Annotated in this window: 14 protein-coding genes and 1 pseudogene; 10 read left to right on the top strand and 5 right to left on the bottom strand. The window is 40.7% G+C overall.

Annotation, left to right across the window (positions count from 1 at the left end; translation table 11 throughout):
* Positions 1–9 precede the first annotated feature (9 nt).
* From ACTIE0_RS05220 to ACTIE0_RS05185, 8 genes are read left to right on the top strand one after another with little or no spacing between them, the layout of a single operon-like run.
* Positions 10–2,031: an ABC transporter ATP-binding protein gene (locus ACTIE0_RS05220; protein WP_006669696.1), complete on the top strand. Its 2,022-nt coding sequence runs from the start codon at positions 10–12 to the stop codon at positions 2,029–2,031.
* Positions 2,032–2,045: 14 nt separating this feature from the next.
* Positions 2,046–3,248, top strand: coding sequence for a glycosyltransferase (locus ACTIE0_RS05215; RefSeq protein WP_006625822.1), 1,203 nt, complete (start codon positions 2,046–2,048; stop codon positions 3,246–3,248).
* A 17-nt stretch (positions 3,249–3,265) separates the two neighbouring features.
* Positions 3,266–4,225 carry a glycosyltransferase family 10 domain-containing protein gene (locus ACTIE0_RS05210; RefSeq protein WP_006669697.1) on the top strand — a complete coding sequence of 320 codons (960 nt, stop codon included), beginning with the start codon at positions 3,266–3,268 and terminating at the stop codon, positions 4,223–4,225.
* Between the two features lie 15 nt (positions 4,226–4,240).
* Positions 4,241–5,410 (top strand): acyltransferase family protein, encoded by a 1,170-nt coding sequence (locus tag ACTIE0_RS05205; protein WP_006669698.1) that lies wholly within the window; start codon positions 4,241–4,243, stop codon positions 5,408–5,410.
* A 32-nt stretch (positions 5,411–5,442) separates the two neighbouring features.
* Positions 5,443–6,417: an Npun_R2821/Npun_R2822 family protein gene (locus tag ACTIE0_RS05200; protein WP_006669699.1), complete on the top strand. Its 975-nt coding sequence runs from the start codon at positions 5,443–5,445 to the stop codon at positions 6,415–6,417.
* 14 nt (positions 6,418–6,431) lie between these two features.
* Positions 6,432–7,313: an Npun_R2821/Npun_R2822 family protein gene (locus ACTIE0_RS05195; protein ID WP_006625818.1), complete on the top strand. Its 882-nt coding sequence runs from the start codon at positions 6,432–6,434 to the stop codon at positions 7,311–7,313.
* A 29-nt stretch (positions 7,314–7,342) separates the two neighbouring features.
* Entirely contained in the window at positions 7,343–8,371 is a 1,029-nt protein-coding gene (locus ACTIE0_RS05190; protein ID WP_006669700.1) for an Npun_R2821/Npun_R2822 family protein, read from the top strand.
* Between the two features lie 36 nt (positions 8,372–8,407).
* Positions 8,408–9,472, top strand: a complete 1,065-nt coding sequence (locus ACTIE0_RS05185; RefSeq protein WP_006625816.1) for a polysaccharide pyruvyl transferase family protein — start codon at positions 8,408–8,410, stop codon at positions 9,470–9,472.
* 60 nt (positions 9,473–9,532) lie between these two features.
* Here ACTIE0_RS05185 and ACTIE0_RS05180 read toward each other — a convergent pair whose 3' ends face one another.
* From ACTIE0_RS05180 to ACTIE0_RS05170, 3 genes are all read right to left on the bottom strand, one after another.
* Positions 9,533–10,597: a polysaccharide pyruvyl transferase family protein gene (locus ACTIE0_RS05180; RefSeq protein ID WP_006669701.1), complete on the bottom strand. Its 1,065-nt coding sequence runs from the start codon at positions 10,595–10,597 to the stop codon at positions 9,533–9,535.
* 37 nt (positions 10,598–10,634) lie between these two features.
* Positions 10,635–11,453 carry a hypothetical protein gene (locus tag ACTIE0_RS05175; protein WP_006625814.1) on the bottom strand — a complete coding sequence of 273 codons (819 nt, stop codon included), beginning with the start codon at positions 11,451–11,453 and terminating at the stop codon, positions 10,635–10,637.
* Positions 11,454–11,514: 61 nt separating this feature from the next.
* Positions 11,515–12,327, bottom strand: coding sequence for a sulfotransferase domain-containing protein (locus ACTIE0_RS05170; RefSeq protein ID WP_006625813.1), 813 nt, complete (start codon positions 12,325–12,327; stop codon positions 11,515–11,517).
* A gap of 202 nt (positions 12,328–12,529) precedes the next feature.
* Here ACTIE0_RS05170 and ACTIE0_RS05165 point away from each other — a divergent pair.
* Positions 12,530–12,738: pseudogene (locus ACTIE0_RS05165) on the top strand (hypothetical protein).
* Positions 12,739–13,656: 918 nt separating this feature from the next.
* Positions 13,657–13,815, top strand: a complete 159-nt coding sequence (locus ACTIE0_RS05160; RefSeq protein WP_006622681.1) for a hypothetical protein — start codon at positions 13,657–13,659, stop codon at positions 13,813–13,815.
* A 358-nt stretch (positions 13,816–14,173) separates the two neighbouring features.
* Here ACTIE0_RS05160 and ACTIE0_RS05155 read toward each other — a convergent pair whose 3' ends face one another.
* Together ACTIE0_RS05155 and ACTIE0_RS05150 are read right to left on the bottom strand one after the other, a co-directional pair.
* On the bottom strand, positions 14,174–14,956 hold the full coding sequence (locus ACTIE0_RS05155) for a glycoside hydrolase family 24 protein (protein WP_006625810.1): 783 nt from the start codon (positions 14,954–14,956) through the stop codon (positions 14,174–14,176).
* Positions 14,957–14,965: 9 nt separating this feature from the next.
* A complete protein-coding gene (locus ACTIE0_RS05150; RefSeq protein WP_006625809.1) occupies positions 14,966–15,625 on the bottom strand; it encodes an NAD(P)H-binding protein in 660 nt (219 codons plus the stop codon).
* Between the last annotated feature and the right edge of the window lie 204 nt (positions 15,626–15,829).

The raw sequence follows: 15,829 nt of genomic DNA, 5'->3' as shown, positions 1-15,829 counted from the left end.
GAATAATTTATGTCATCGGAAAAATTACTGTTAAATTTTGCTAGAAAATACCCGGTCAGAATTGTAGTTATCGTCATTCTGGGATTTTCAGGAGCCATATTTAATGGGGTCAGTACGACCTTGATTGTCCCGATTATTCTCAATATATTAGGGGTGCAAGCTAACCTAAAAGATGCCCCAGCATTGATTCAAAATATCATGTCTCCATTTGACTCAGTGCCAGAAATATACCGTCTACCCTTAATGACAGGAGCTATTTTACTAGCGATTATTTTAAAAAATTTAACTAACTATGTCAAAAGTTTGGCTTCCAGTGCGTTAACTCGTGCTTTAACCGCTGACATGAGAGAGTCAGGCTTACGGTTATTACTGAATGTAGATTTGGACTATTACTCTCAAATGAAGGTGGGGGATATCGTCAACAGATTAGGGGGTGAAATCAGTAGAGCATCAAGTACCATTAGCACATACATTGGGATGCTCATAACATCGATTACAATTTTAGTATTTGTGGCGATGCTGTTGGCAATTTCCTGGCAACTGACATTGGTAGCTACAGTTTTGCTTTTATTCGTTACAGCCATTAATCAGGTAATAGTTAATCGTTCTAAAAGATTTGGTAAAAAATTGTCAGAACTATCAAGAGGATATTCAATTAAACTATTAGAAATACTTAATGGTATTAGATTGGTAAAATCTACCGGTAATGAAGAACAGGAATATGAACAAGTTAGCCAGTTAATTCGCGATCGCGAAAAAGCGGATTTTGAGGAGCAGGTAAACTCAGCAGCTATTGGACCCATCAATGAAGTCGTTAATATTTTAGTGATTCTTTTGTTAGTGATGATCGGCAGGATATTTTTGCAAGAACAAGTATCATCATTGGCAACCGTTCTGCTCACCTATTTATTTGTACTATTTAGAACTCTTCCCCTAATTTCCGGGTTAAATAGCTCCCGAAGTCAAGCAGCCAATAAATCGGCATCCGTAGAAATTGTGCATGACTTTTTAAGACAGGATAACAAAAGTTTTATGAAGAATGGTGAGCAAGAATTTAAGCGTTTAGAGAAGGAAATTCATTTTAATCAAATCTCTTTTGCTTATCCAGGGCATAAAGATATGGTCTTAAAAAATATCGATTTGCACTTGCCACGGGGAACTACCTTGGCCTTGGTTGGGGGCTCTGGTTCAGGAAAATCAACCTTAGCATCCCTACTCCCTCGGTTTTATGATCCGAGTCAGGGTGCGGTGATGATAGATGGAAAAGATTTGCGCGATTTTGAGATAAAAAGCATCCGAAAGGCTATGGGAATTGTGAGCCAGGATACATTTTTATTTAATGCCTCAGTTCGCTACAATTTAGCTTATGCCAAGCCAGAGGCCACAGAAGAACAAATCATTGATGCAGCTAAACGAGCCAATGCTTATGAATTTATTGAAAATTTGCCCCAGGGCTGGGATACCCAGATTGGCGATCGCGGTGTGTTATTATCGGGAGGTCAAAGACAACGACTAGCCATTGCTAGAGCTTTGCTACAAAATCCCGATATACTTATCCTAGATGAAGCCACCAGTGCATTGGATACAGTCTCAGAAAGGCTGGTTCAAGAAGCGATTGAAGAACTCAGCAGAGAACGGACAACTTTAGTGATTGCTCACCGTCTTTCCACTATTCAAAAAGCTGATCAAATTGCCGTTTTAGATGAAGGAAAAGTAGCTGAAGTCGGCAGCCATGATGAACTACTAGCTCAAGGGGGAAAATATGCCCGCCTCTACACTTTGCAGTTTGCCGACGAAGCCGAACGCGATCAAGCAATTATCAAGAGTTCCTACGATGTTCGGACTCGTCTCAATCCCATGATTGGTTTCTTGCAATTACTGTCAGAGGATATGATCGATGAACCCGAAGAACGCGAAGAACTCTTAAATGAGTCTTATCATTCGGCTACCCACATTCTGGAAAGTTTAGAGTTTATCGAACAAAGTGTTAAACTTCGGCTAAGTAAAAGGCAAGAATCATCCTCAAATTAAGGAATAAATTTTCAATGGCTAAACATTACCTATTTTTTACTCAAAAGACTCTCCCTCAACCCAACGTAGCGAGTTTAGTTCAAGTGGTTCATTCTGCGAATGCCGCGGCAAATTTGGGCTACCAAACTGTTTTGGCTTATATGAGTCCCCAAAAGTCCACTTTTAACCCAATTGGGTTGATGCGACCCTTTAATCCCCAAAAGCCAGAGCCACAACTGATTGAACAATATAATATACAAGAATACCTCAAAGTCTCTCCCTTACCCATGCCGTGGCCTGTGAATGCCAAGTGGGGTGGTAAATGGACAAACTCTAGCACTGTTGTATCAAAATACTACTTGCCTGTTCATATCAAACCTGATACTAAAATTGTTCATACTCGAGATTGGAATTTCGCTAAAGCTGCTATTAAACATAGATTACCAGTCATCTACGAACAACACCATTATGATCAGAAAAAATTTCCGCCAGAAATTGTTAGATCTCCCTGGTTTCAAATAGCGGTTACAGTAGCAGATACTGTTAAAGATAATTTGATTGCTAACGGTATGCCTCCCGAAAAAACTATCAAACTTCATAACGGTTTTAATCACCTATTTATATGTAGACATGATCAAGAAGCCGAAGAATGGCGAAAAAAACTTATCCCAAATGAACGCAACCATCTAGTTGTTTACTCGGGGGGACTTTATCCTTTTAAAGGTGTGGATCTGCTCATTGATGTGGCTAAAAAATTACCCAAAATTCAATTCGCATTTGCTGGAGGTAATCAATCTCAGGTACTAGAGTACCAAACAAAAGCCAAAGATAATCAAGTTGATAATGCTGTATTTCTGGGTTTTCTCCCTCAAGATCAACTCGCCAGTTTACTGCAAGCAGCTGATGTTTTAGCTCACCCTCATCTCATGACTGAGGCAGCAACTTTTACATCTCCTTTAAAGTTTTTTGATTATCTAGCATCAGGAACCCCCATTGCCGCCAGCGAAATTCCCCCGTTAAGGGAATTTAAGTCATCAAATATTGCGGTGGGATGGTGTGAACCAGACCATCCCACCGTTTTCGCTGAGTGTATTGAAAAAGTTTTGTCAACCTATCCTAGAAAGACGGGAGGATATCCAGAAACTATTGAGTTTGCTACTCAGTTTTCTTGTGAAAATCGAATCACGAAAATTCTCAGTTATGTCGATGAATCAATGCGACCAGAGTTAGTTAATTAATCATAGGTAAAATCAAAATGGAACCCCAAATTGTTGGTATGATTACCAGTTACCCAAACGCCAATCAAACAGATTGGTTGTGGCAACAAACCCCTGATCATTTTGGCAGATGGGGAAATATCGCGATCCAGTCAACTCATCCACATCCTGATTTCTTACTCCTGTATCAATTTGATTTTCCTAAGCCTCGTCAAAAAACTTCCTGGCGCGATCGCCTGCAAGACTTGGTTAAACCACAGCAACCAGCACCCGATATCAGGGAAAAATTTAGGGGTGTTCCCAAAGAACGCATGATTTATCTGCTCCGAGAACCGCCTTTAAGTAAAGTCGTTGAAAGAACTCAATATAACTACCGGCAGGCTGAATTGTATTGTGATTATGTTTCTGGACCAGATAACTTTGCTCCAGTTCCTGATTATATGCCAGCCATTTGGTATCATCATAATTCCTTTCGAGAACTTAATGAAATGGAACCACCCACCAAAGAGCTTTTTTGTTCTTGGATTACTTCGGGAATTAATCGCAGTGAAAACCATCAGCAGAGGTTGAATTTTTTAGGACTAATGCAAGAAGTAAATGTGGAGTTTGATTTGTATGGCCGCCAGTTGCCTCCCGCCTCCAACTATCGAGGACAACTAAGTAATAAATGGCAGGGTATGGCACCTTACTACTATAATTTAGCGATTGAAAATTATGCTGACAATGATTTATATGTGAGTGAAAAGCTCTGGGATTCTTTGTTGGCTTGGTGTTTGCCAATTTATTATGGAGGACCGGCGGCCGATAAGTTATTACCACCTGGAAGTTTTCTGAGATTGCCAAGCCTGGATGAAAAAGGGTTAGAATACATTAAGGAGGTGACTGCTACTGCTGATGCTTGGTATGAAGCTAGAGAGGCGATCGCCGAAGCTAGACAAATTATTTTGCACAAGCTTAACTTACTCGCTTGGTTGGACAATTTTGCCAAAAATCATTAAGCATGGAGCAACTCAATGGCTAATAATTCTCAAGAGGGAAATACCAAAAATTCTCAAAGATTGTGGGAGTTGGATGTGCTGCGAGGAATCGCAGCATTAAGTGTGGTCTTATTTCATTACACCAGTCAGTATAGTACACTGTATGGGCATTCCGATCAAGTCTGGTTTTATTGGGGATTGGGACGACATGGAGTTGAGTTTTTCTTTATTGTCAGTGGTTTTGTGATTTTGATTACCCTGGAAAGAACGAAAAGCTGTTTAGACTTTATAATCAAGCGCTTTTCTCGACTGTATCCGGCTTACTGGGTGGGGATTATTTTGACATTTACAATTACAGCGATCGCTCAATTACCAGATCTACAAGTCAGCTTCTCAGACGCTTTATTAAATCTGACAATGTTTCAATGGTTATTTAATGTTCCCAATGTAGATAAGGTATATTGGACTCTCAGAATTGAAATTTGTTTTTATATAATGATGTTACTCATCTACAAACTGAGACTTTTAAAGCGCGTAGAAGTAGTCGTATCTGGATGGTTAGCATTAACTTTATTTTATTCGATTAAAACTTATATGGCAAGCCGAGGATTTGAATTTTCATATAGTGAAAATTACTTAGAAGCAAATAATTATTTTTTAATGGGTAGTTCAACTTTAAACAACCTTGATTATTTATCAATGGGAATAATTTCTAACTTAAAAAGTATAGTACGCGAACTAATTATCATTAAATATGCACATTTATTTATCGCAGGATTAATGATTTACAAGGTGAATAAGCAAGGTTTTTCGATTCATAGATTCCTGATAATTATGATTTGTGTTTTGGCCCAAAGGTTTGCTTATCCCTGGGAAAATTCTTGGTCTACAACTATTATAGTAGCCAGTTTTATAGTGTTACTATATTTGGGAACTCAGGGTTATTTGAAATGGCTCAGGTTGCAGCCGTTAATTTTTTTAGGCACTATTTCTTATAGCTTATACCTAATCCACCAAAATATCGGCTATGCCTTGATTAGACAACTTTACCAATATGGTTTTAATCCTAACCTAAGTATTATCCTAGCCATCATTTTGTCTATAGCTTTGGCATCTGCTATCACCTTTATGATAGAACTACCCGCCAATCAGTGGTTAAGGTTAAAATATCAAGAATATCAGAATAAGTTATTGTCATCAACTTGAACCCAACTCGCGATTTTAAGGAGGTCAGAATTATGCGTGGTATTTGCAGTCTAGGTAACGATGTTGTTTATGATCAGTTAGTAGGACTTCTCAACAGTATAGATGCAATTTTGGGTCCAGAAACCCCCGTTTGTATCTATCCATTTGATGATCGCATCGAAAAAATTGCCGCCGAAATTGCCAAGCGACCTAACGTCACCCTTTACGATGATAAGGAATCAATCCAGCGTTGGGATAGTTTTATGGCTGCGGCGGCTCCTGAAAGACTGAATAAAGAGAAATTTAGATTATATGGCGCTCATCGGCGGTTTTGTGCCTTCGATGGTCCTTTTGACCAATTCATTTATATGGATGCCGATACCCTGGTCATGAACTCTTTAGATCCCGTGTTCGACAAGTTACAAGAGTATGACTGGGTAGTGTATGATTTTCAGTTCACAGATCCGACTAAAATCTATAACTTACAGTCCCCCAAATTGCCAGAAGTTTTTGACAAACAGAGGATCGATTCAGAAATATTCTGTTCCGGTTTCTACGGTTCTAAGCGCGGGGTATTTGACGAAGCAACCAGAAACGATCTGTTATCGAAGTTAAAAGCGGGAGAGTATGAGATTCTCTATCCGGGGGCGGGGGAACAGCCCTTGCTAAATTATATGGTCATGGGTTCTGGAATTCCCAGCTACAATTTTGCCAAAGGTTTGCCAGACTCACAAAAGACCGGGTGCAGCGCCACTTCCAAACATTTTGAAGAACGAGACCACATCTTGTATGATAAAGGCAATCGACTCACTTACATCCATTATATCGGCGTTCAACCTCAGTTAATTTCTCGCGTTTGTGCGGGTGAAAATCTTGGTTTTCCATATCGGGATGTGTTTCTGCACTATCGCTATCTCCACGAACCGGAGCAGCGTCCAGTGTTTACCACACCCCCCAAAACTGAGAATTCAGAAACCCGCCAGGGTTTGATCAAACGAATTCTCAGAAAATTGAAATTAACTCGTTAAGAATAGGAGAATTTATGACCCGAGGAATTTATATTGTCGCCAACGATCGCGTCCAGGAAAATGCGATCGCCCTCCTGAATAGCATTCGTCGCCATAATCAGAGTGTTCCCGTGGTGATGATTCCCTTTAATGAGGAATATCATCAAGTTTTTAACACCTTAAATCGTCTCCATGATGTGCAGCTATTTCCTAACTTAGAATTCCTCGAAGAATTAACCCAAAAAGTGGGAGCAATTTTTGACAGAGATTTTCTCAAACTCCCCAATAAAATGCGAAAGCTGGCTGTCTGGTTTGGGCCGCTACAAGATTTCCTTTATATTGACACTGATATTATTGTTTTTGAAGATATTGCAGCTAACCTCGATTATTTATCCGAGGTCGATTTTTTCTGCTGTGACTATCATCACGCTGGCGAAAAATTGCGGAATATTTTTTCCCCCGTCGTTATCGAACAAAATATCTTCAGTGAAACCGATTTAGAAGATGTCTTTAACAGCGGTTTTTGGGCTTCTAAAAAGGGTGCAATTACCTTAGATAAACTATACCACACCTTGCAGGAATGCTCCCAACACCGGGAGTATTTTGACTTTACACAGGGTGTCACCGACCAGCCAATTTTTAACTATCTGGTACTCAAACATATTCCCAAACGTGGTAATTTGGTCAAGCGTCCCGGAGGAGATGTCGGGAGTTGGGCCGGTTCTAAACACTTTCAGGAGCGGAACCATATCCTGTATGATAAGGAGAAACCTTTAAAGTACCTTCACTGGGCAGGTACTCCCTTAAATCCTGGGCAAAACTATTGGGATATCTGGGAATATTATCGTTATCTCCATGAAGGAAAACCAGCATGGCAGAGGAAACTGAGCCGCTTATTTTCTTTTCTAAAACCCTAAAAAACTAGACCTAGACAAGGACTAAACCTATGACAGACGGTATCTATACTTTTGCCAATGATGTCGTTTACGACCAACTCGTTGCTTTACTGAATAGCATTGAAGTCAATGAAGGTCGAGAACTACCCGTATGTATTATTCCTTACAATAATCAGTTAGATAAAATTCGTGCGGAAGTGGCTAAACGTAACCATGTCACTTTGTTTGACAATCAAGAATCAATTGCTTTTTGGGAAAACTTTTCAACTCAAGCCTGGAATACCCACGACAGAGCACAAAAAATTTGGGCGGAACGGGGACTTTCCTCGCCTTACCGTCTAGCCATGCACCGAAAACTCTGTAGCATTAATGGCCCGTTTGATAAGTTCGTCTATTTCGATGCGGATACGTTGTTGATGGGGCCTTTAGACGCAGTTTATGAAAAGTTAGATCAATATGACTGGGTGACAAATGATTTTCAATACAAATCCGATATCAAATATATCTTTGATCGCCCTGAAGGGCAATTATATCAAGTTTTCGATCCCCAATATGTCAAATCCCATATTTTTTGTGCCGGTTGGTTCGCGTCGAAACGGGGTATTTTTACGCCGGAAATTTTGGATCATATATTGCATAATTTAAAAATGGGAGAATCTGATTCAATGGCGTTGTTTGGACCTGATCAATCTTTATTGAATTACATGGTTTTACGGAGCAATATTTCATACTACAATTTTGCCTACCATAATTTAGAACAAGCCACAGGAAGTCACTGGTCTTCTACTTTTGATGTCGTGGATAACGTGCTTTATGATAAAGGTCAGAAAATTACTTACATTCATTTTATGAGCATATCTGCTGGTAAGTTTACTCAGCTTTGCGGTGGTGAGGATGTCAAAATTCCTTATCAGGATGTGTTTTTGCATTATCGATATTTGAAATCACCGTCAGACCGTCCTCAGTTGAAGCCACCGAGTTGGTTGGTTCAGGTACAGAGGAACCTTAAGAATGCGATCGCTAAAATAAGCGATCGCGTCATCTCAAAAATCCGTAAAATTAAACGGGGTTTATCATAATTTGGTCCCCAGTCGGCATCAAAATTAAGGTTTCCCATGCAAAACCAAGAACAGAAGCCAATGAACATCCTGCTAATCGGATATTACGGACAAAGAAATATCGGCGATGATTTGTTTGTCAAACAGCTAACCAATTATTTTTCCTGCCAATCTAACGTCGGCAAAGTTTTCGTTTTATGCAAGGAAGATTATTACCCCAAAATTAGCGAAAAAGTTATTTATTTTTCCGAATCAAACTTGCCCAAATTAAAGAAGCTGGGATTGATTTTACGCAGTGATTATATCTTTTGGGGAGGGGGTACATTAAATATTGGAAGTAGCCCCCCTAAAAATTTATTGAGGCTGAAAACCTTATCCAAATTAATGGGCAAAGGCTTTGGTTTTTTGGGAGTGGGTTTGGAAGGGAGTAATTCCGAAAGCTACCAGTTATTTGACAAGTGCTATTTGCTCTACCTGAGAGATAAGTATTCTTATGAACTGGCTTTAAATAATTTTAAGAATACACAATTTATTTGTTTGGGAGGAGATTTGGCTTTTTTAGAACTCACTTTTTACGAACCATTTATCGCGACAAAAAATAGGTCTGAATTCAAAAATATATCATTTTCTGGTAAATATTGGTGGGGAGAAGGAAGAGGGGAGTTTTATGCCAAACAGTTGATTCCAGTTATTGAAAAATATAACTCAGTTATTCATTTACTTCCCAGTCATGTGGGAGACGAAACAAATGACAATCGGTTTCATGAATTTTTGAGGAAGTATCTGCCAGAGAAAAATTGCCAATTACATTCATGGCAAGAACCGCAAGAATTTATCAAAATTTTAAGTGAAATGGACTTTCACCTCGGAAACCGACTGCACTCCATTATCATTGCTGATATTTTAGGAGTTCCCAATATAGGTATCCAAAAATCTGGCTCTAAAATTGACAACTATCTTCAGAAAACTGGGGTATTACCACAGGAAAGAAGGGTCGATGTCCTGGGAGAGATTGGACTAGACCGGATGGAGAAAATTTTCAACCAATATCAGCGTCCAGACGCATTTATTAAAAATGAGTCTGAACAAGTCAAAAAATGTTTGGAAATCATTGGGCAGTAAAAACTAATTATCAATGCAATTGCCTCTGAAACTTTGGTTCATTCATCCATGCATTCTAAGTTAAATCGGATATATTTTCAATATTTCTCTAGCAGCATTTTCGACATCTGAGGCATCTTGAACAAATTTACAAAAGGGAATTTCGTGAGTCCAAGTTTCATAAAATGATTGATTTTTATAGTAAGAATTGGCTAAAAAAACGTGGGGAATTTCTAATAAAATGCCAAGTATATGACCGTGGAGACGGTTGGTAATTACTAAACCGTGAGGTTTAAACTGATAAACTCCATCATGCATAAATTTCCAGGAGTTCAAGTGCCAAGATGGGTTATCCATTTGCTGAAATTTGACAACGTAGGGATGGAATAACTTCCACTGTTGCCGAGAAAACCATTCCTTTAATCTACCTTGTTGAATGAGAGTGGTTAAGCCTTTCAACGATAAAGCACTGGGAGTACCTTGATACTCGTAGGATGCCCAATCCTGTGTCACCACATTCGGCAAATTCAGGGTTTTTGGCGCTGAGTCTTTGTTTAACTCTTTCCCAGTTCGACAATGGTACAGGATAGAATTAGAACGATGATTTTTGTTTGGTAAACCTGGCATATTAACCAGTTGAAAAGCCATATCGGGAGCTAAGAAAACTCGACAGCTATGGAAATATTCAAGAGCGATATTGTAACTGTAATTTTCTCGCGCAAATATGGTTAGATTGGGGTGGGAGTTAAATATATTAGCGACCTTATTTAAACGTTCCTGCTCCGTAAAATAAATGCTTTGGGGTAGGATAATTATTGGGCGATCGCCATACTCCGAAATAATCTCTTCATAAAAATTTATATGTTTATAAATATCGTTTAAATTCCCTCCACCCGTAAAGATTAGAGGAGATTGTTTGTCGAGCTTTGGCTCAATCTGACCTTTTGATAAATTCTGAACTGCGACATGGTTGATGGTACAGCCAACCACGTCAGTTAGATACAAAATTGCTCCTAGCCAAATTAAATGGTCTCCTATATTGCCATAATTGGGGTAGTTAAGCAATGCACATTTTTCAAAACTTCCTACGTTTCCTAAAGCCTGATGCAGCTCTTCCTTAATAATTTCTGGTTGGGAAATATCCATTTATTTTTCCTTATTAGTAAAGACAAGTTGGCAGATTCTAACCATAATAAAATTCCCAATCTTTCAAGGCTTTAATGCGAGCCAAGTTTAACCTTGAGTGGTACTTCAGTTTAAATTTAAGTTCGTCTCCCATGGTTTTAAGTTGAGAATTAGGCAGTTTTTCCGTTGGGTCTTTAGAAGCATCCAGGTGTCTCCTCACTTTAATTAAATCTTGAAAACCGTGGGTATTAACAGTCCATCCCACCTTAGCAGCCGCTAAACCGATCGCATTTCCATCTCCTCGATGAATTTGTCTCAATTCCAAATATCTGCCAATTCTACCCCACTGTTTAATAAACTCTTTTTCTCTGCCTTCATCCCTCGCCACAATATACAGAGCTTCTTGAATCCAAAAGGTATTCTCTAAGGAAATCCCTAGTTTGGAGGCTATTTTGTGAAAAGCTTCTCGTTCTTTCGGTATTTTTTCTCCCAGATATTTCTCTTTCGCATCAAGATGGCCGATAATATTTTGGAATTTACCTTGGCCAGATGTGATTCCAGGCTGCCAATCTATTTCCGGCACTTCTTCAATAATTGTTGTATCGGCATCAATATGAATAGCAACCCGAAATAATGACAAAGCCTTTTCAATTACGAAACGGCGATCGTGGAAACAGTAGAGGACACCCTGAGACTGATGAGGAAACGCTAAAATATTGTTTTGATCCCTTAAATCTTCCGGTAAGTCTGTATAAACGACTAATGAAGTTCCTGGAGAATACTGTTGGATATCCTGAGCCAGTTGTTTCACTAACCGTCGGTACTTTTCACCCAGAGCCAAGGTACAAAAACAAAAATCTTTATCACGGTTAATCATGATTTGTCCCTACTATGGCTATATATCCCATCTTACCATAGATTAGAGTTGAAGGTAGTTATCATTTGTGTTGTTTTGTAAAGTAATTATAACCATAACTGGGGTCTAACTCCTGAGCAAGTTTTTTCTCGATAAAATCGATGTCCTCTAGTGAGATCTTATCTTGATACCCTCCCACCTTTGCTTCTCTGACTTTTAAGGATTCTTGATCGATATTGGGATGGGTTTCATTTAGCAACTTTCTCTGAGTTTCTTTCTCTCTCATTTGCTCAAATGATGCCCGTTTGACTGCTTCTTGAATCAAGCTGTCACTAACTTGTAAACCCAAGAATTTCATGACTTTTGTCAACTCTCTCTGAGTATCTTGACGGATATCCTCATATCGTAATAGCAAAAATGATTTAGGTAGATCATGATATCCCTTCCAGGCATTACATAAAGCGATGAAGTCGTCCAGATAATACCCTTCGCGAATGAATTCAGATAAACTCTTCTGAATCCATTTAGGACTTTTATCTCTCTTGGTTTTCAGAAAATAGTTAGATATCACAGCATCTCTGGGATCTCGAACTAATAAAATTATGTTCTTGTCTCGGTAATCCTCTGGATTCTTAAATCGCTCGTGGACGGCTTTTACATAAGGAATTTTAGGACTTAATTCGGCAAAATAGGAAATATTTTCAGGGTCTATATTATTCAAGCCTGATAACGATTGGAAGACATTTCCAATCATTACCCGCAGCCAAGTTCTACCACTATTCGGCTGTGATATTATTAAGTATTTAGCGGCATCACGCTCTCTGTCTTCCTGGCTTTTATGGGGGTCAATAATGGCTTGAATTCGCTTTTTGAGAGCCAGAATTTTGGTTTTCATGATATTTAGTAAACCTTGCTAATTTAACTACAACCCGACCCGACCAGATGATTTATCAAACATCATATTGATGTGTTTAGATACACTGAAATCGGAAAAAACATGGCCATAGCCGGAAGTTTATGAGTATGGCACAATCTGAAAAATCAGACGTGGAGGCATCTTTCGATCGCACCATAACAGGAAAGTATAAACAGCACAATTGACACCTACAAATCGCCTTGGGAAAACCAGGATATACAGGCGATTCACTTCACGTAAAACTCCTGGGAGGGTTGGAAGCTCCGTGATTTATCACGGAGAGGAAAACCGACTCAAGCGGCTTTAGCCGCCAGCACCCCCTTGCGGGGTGGAGGGGTATGGTTGCCCCTCCATGGAGCTATGGTTGGCTCCGACTCCCTTGCGGGGTAATGTTTGCGCTTGCGCTAACGCGCACGCTGCGCGAACGCCAATGTTCAGAGTCGGTACTATCCAAATCGCACGTCCTTAACCCCTTAGAGATGTTTAACGATTCGGTTCATGAGCCTGGAACTAGCACGCATTCCAGGGTAGGAACTTTAACTCTTGCTCTGAACGGAGCCAGTTAAGGCTTAAGCTGGTCAGCTACCTGAAAGGGGGGCACGAAGCCCCCGTGCTTCAGCCGGGGGTGCTGACGTCTACTAAAAAACAGCTATGCTTGCTCATAGTCCCACCATTTTGAGTTTATCAATAGTTGGGTATGATGTCAAGCATTTTGGTAAAAATTTCCCAATAATAAACTAGCAGCACTGGGTTGATCGTGGCGGATTGTCTACCCTCCCAGTCGCCACACTGTCGCTGGTAGGGGTCGAAAGGGAAGTCGCCTTCCCCAACTCCCATTCAAAACCGTGCTTGATACTTTCGCATCACACGGCTCCTGATGTGGATACCCTATTGTCAGTAGGAACAGGGTTACTACCCCCTGCTTTATAACTTCAACTTTGGGAGCTATATACACTACGTAGTCTTTAAACTCGCTCTGGTCATAAGCACTCCTACTTGTCGCAGTCTCTATATCCACACCGTGACTAGTGGGCATATCCCAACCATTACAGTTAGGCATTAGCTTTCAGTCACATCCCTTCCCCTTATGGGCATACGCTTACACTTTTTACTACTCTACGAGATGTACTCGTAGAGAGCCCAATAGGGGTTTAAACGTTCCGTATATATGGGCATTCCATCTTTAGATTTGTCCTATCCACCGGGGTATCTTTAAAGGTCTGTGTAGGTAGTAAATTGAGCCTCCTACTTTTCCCCTTGTCCTTTTGGACGCAGCGTGTCAACCTATTTCGCTGCTTCATAATTACGATGGTTCAAGCCAGACATTCGGTTTCCCTAATCATGGATGGTTGGCAGTGGTCGGATTTTGGGAATGGGTTTTCCCTCACGCCTTCCGTTCCCCGCTTCAATCCCAGATTTGTGATTTCTGAAACTGGGGGTGGCTATCGCCTTTACTCTTTCCCATAATCGCCCCAAGTGAGTTATAATACTCCTCCTAGGTAATACTTGGATGGTACATTGCGATTTCTTAAAATGGGATTGACCTTGAGTTCCCTGCCTTGCTTAGAGTCACGACTTCTAAGCGTTGGGACATATATACAGTTAAGGGGTAAACTGGTCGAGTTAGTTTATCTCCCTCTAGGAGGTTATTTCAGGCATTGCAGCCTTATTTCACTCCTAAACGTCTCGCACCAATACTTCTTATGATAATAACTCTGAGCCTGACTGGCAACCGCCTGGCTGTCATCCCGACACCCACCTAAAGGGAAGGGATGCGGGGATGAAAGCGAATGGATCTAACTCTGGGGATGAAATGGATGTGCTTTTACTCCGAGAGATAGAGTTCCTCTTGCAGGACTTGTTCATAAACCCTGGGGAGGGAACTGGTCATCATATTATCCTCAATCCCATATCCTAAACTGGTCCAAGTTCCTGAGAGCAACTTCAAAACTTCATTGAGTCGTCCCTCTTGTAACATTCGGGAAATATCGACACCCCAAAAATCCTGATCCAATAACCAACGATAAACTACTAGGTCTTGATATTCTGGCTCAAAACTATAGGGATGCCAATACCAAAATCTGGCAGGTTTGGGATGGTAGCGATCGGCCATCTGTTCCCAGGTAGATGATAAAAACTGGTAACGTCCGGCCGCCGTGGTGCATTTACCTTGATTGGGTCCAGCAACAATGGTAACACAGCGATCGGGGTGGTGACTCAAATCTGAGACATACTTGCCACCGTAAATGACATGATAGGGTCGCGGATAATTAGACTCACTGGCTGAAATCGTCCGCATAAGAGATCTAATGTAAGGATCACCTCCGCGCATGACTAACGGTGGCCATTCATTACTAAGATGGTGGTCGATCGCCACCCGACCTTCACCAAATCGGGTAACAACCTGACCCCATAGCCAACCGACCCCCCAGAGTAGCAAAAAACTCAGTAACAGAAGTTTGAATAACCCTCCTCTGCGCCGAGTCCGTCGATATGGCATCCCCGCCAATGGTGATGGCATCATTTCAGGAGTCAAATCGCCGCCTGCTATAGTTTTCGATCGCACCACACGGCGATCGCGTCTTCTAGGGGATCTTGATTGGTGCATAATCAACCATTAAGGCACACTAGCGAACAACTGAGAGAGGGAGTTTTGTGGTTCTCCCGGTTTACTGACAACTTCCACAATTTTATTACCAGCCTCTGGCACAAATAAAGCCTCTACAGACACTTGAGCCACCTGAGTCCGGGGAATACTGCCATCAAACAAAGTATCCGGGGCCCCCATAACAATGGGATAATCAGTCTCCTCATTTTTCAAACCCCCAGGCCTAACAATAGTATAAGTCAACCCGCTATTTTGTAGATACTCCTCAGCTTGTTTCTTCCACAGCAAAATCAACCAGAACAGATTGAGAGGGTGAAACAACTGTGACACACACAACGACGAGACCATTACAAAATGCTGAATTCCCTTATCCTTAGAAACATTGACCAAATTCTTAGTCCCCTCGTAATCCACCCGATAGGGACTCGTGAAGTCGAAACTGGGAGTCGCACCCGTTGCACACAAAACCACCGTACTATCACCGATACAATCTACCAAAGTTTTCGGGTCCAATACATCCCCGACTACAATCTCGACTTGCTCCGGAAACATACCCTTAGCCTTCTGCAAATCTCTAACCATAGCGCGGACAGGGATTTGCCGTTCACAAAGAGCCTGGACAATTCGGCGACCTGTTTGACCTGTCGCACCTGCTACAAATGCCTTCATCTGTTACACCTATGCTCAACCCAGTGAAATGCCAGCCATTTTTCCTAAAAAAATAATGGTAGATTTATTGTAGCGGTTTTACCGAGCTACAAGGCATTCTAGTAGATAGAAGCAAATGGCATATTCGAGGAGCATGATTTAATCTCAAATTAGGTTAACATTTTACGGCAATACGGTATAATACCAAGTATGGTGCGAGACCTT

The sequence above is a fragment of the Limnospira sp. genome, from assembly GCF_051859755.1.
GTDB classification, from domain to species: Bacteria; Cyanobacteriota; Cyanobacteriia; order Cyanobacteriales; family Microcoleaceae; genus Limnospira; species Limnospira fusiformis.
This window is presented reverse-complemented; position numbering and strand designations above follow the sequence as displayed.

Bases quoted from the DNA above. Each gene is read 5' to 3' on its own strand.
- ACTIE0_RS05195 (WP_006625818.1), top strand. From the start codon at position 6,432: ATGACCCGAGGAATTTATATTGTCGCCAACGATCGCGTCCAGGAAAAT.
- ACTIE0_RS05200 (WP_006669699.1), top strand. From the start codon at position 5,443: ATGCGTGGTATTTGCAGTCTAGGTAACGATGTTGTTTATGATCAGTTA.
- ACTIE0_RS05160 (WP_006622681.1), top strand. From the start codon at position 13,657: ATGGTTCAAGCCAGACATTCGGTTTCCCTAATCATGGATGGTTGGCAG.
- ACTIE0_RS05175 (WP_006625814.1), bottom strand. From the start codon at position 11,453: ATGATTAACCGTGATAAAGATTTTTGTTTTTGTACCTTGGCTCTGGGT.
- ACTIE0_RS05210 (WP_006669697.1), top strand. From the start codon at position 3,266: ATGGAACCCCAAATTGTTGGTATGATTACCAGTTACCCAAACGCCAAT.
- ACTIE0_RS05170 (WP_006625813.1), bottom strand. From the start codon at position 12,327: ATGAAAACCAAAATTCTGGCTCTCAAAAAGCGAATTCAAGCCATTATT.
- ACTIE0_RS05190 (WP_006669700.1), top strand. From the start codon at position 7,343: ATGACAGACGGTATCTATACTTTTGCCAATGATGTCGTTTACGACCAA.
- ACTIE0_RS05220 (WP_006669696.1), top strand. From the start codon at position 10: ATGTCATCGGAAAAATTACTGTTAAATTTTGCTAGAAAATACCCGGTC.
- ACTIE0_RS05215 (WP_006625822.1), top strand. From the start codon at position 2,046: ATGGCTAAACATTACCTATTTTTTACTCAAAAGACTCTCCCTCAACCC.
- ACTIE0_RS05155 (WP_006625810.1), bottom strand. From the start codon at position 14,956: ATGCACCAATCAAGATCCCCTAGAAGACGCGATCGCCGTGTGGTGCGA.
- ACTIE0_RS05180 (WP_006669701.1), bottom strand. From the start codon at position 10,597: ATGGATATTTCCCAACCAGAAATTATTAAGGAAGAGCTGCATCAGGCT.
- ACTIE0_RS05150 (WP_006625809.1), bottom strand. From the start codon at position 15,625: ATGAAGGCATTTGTAGCAGGTGCGACAGGTCAAACAGGTCGCCGAATT.
- ACTIE0_RS05185 (WP_006625816.1), top strand. From the start codon at position 8,408: ATGCAAAACCAAGAACAGAAGCCAATGAACATCCTGCTAATCGGATAT.
- ACTIE0_RS05205 (WP_006669698.1), top strand. From the start codon at position 4,241: ATGGCTAATAATTCTCAAGAGGGAAATACCAAAAATTCTCAAAGATTG.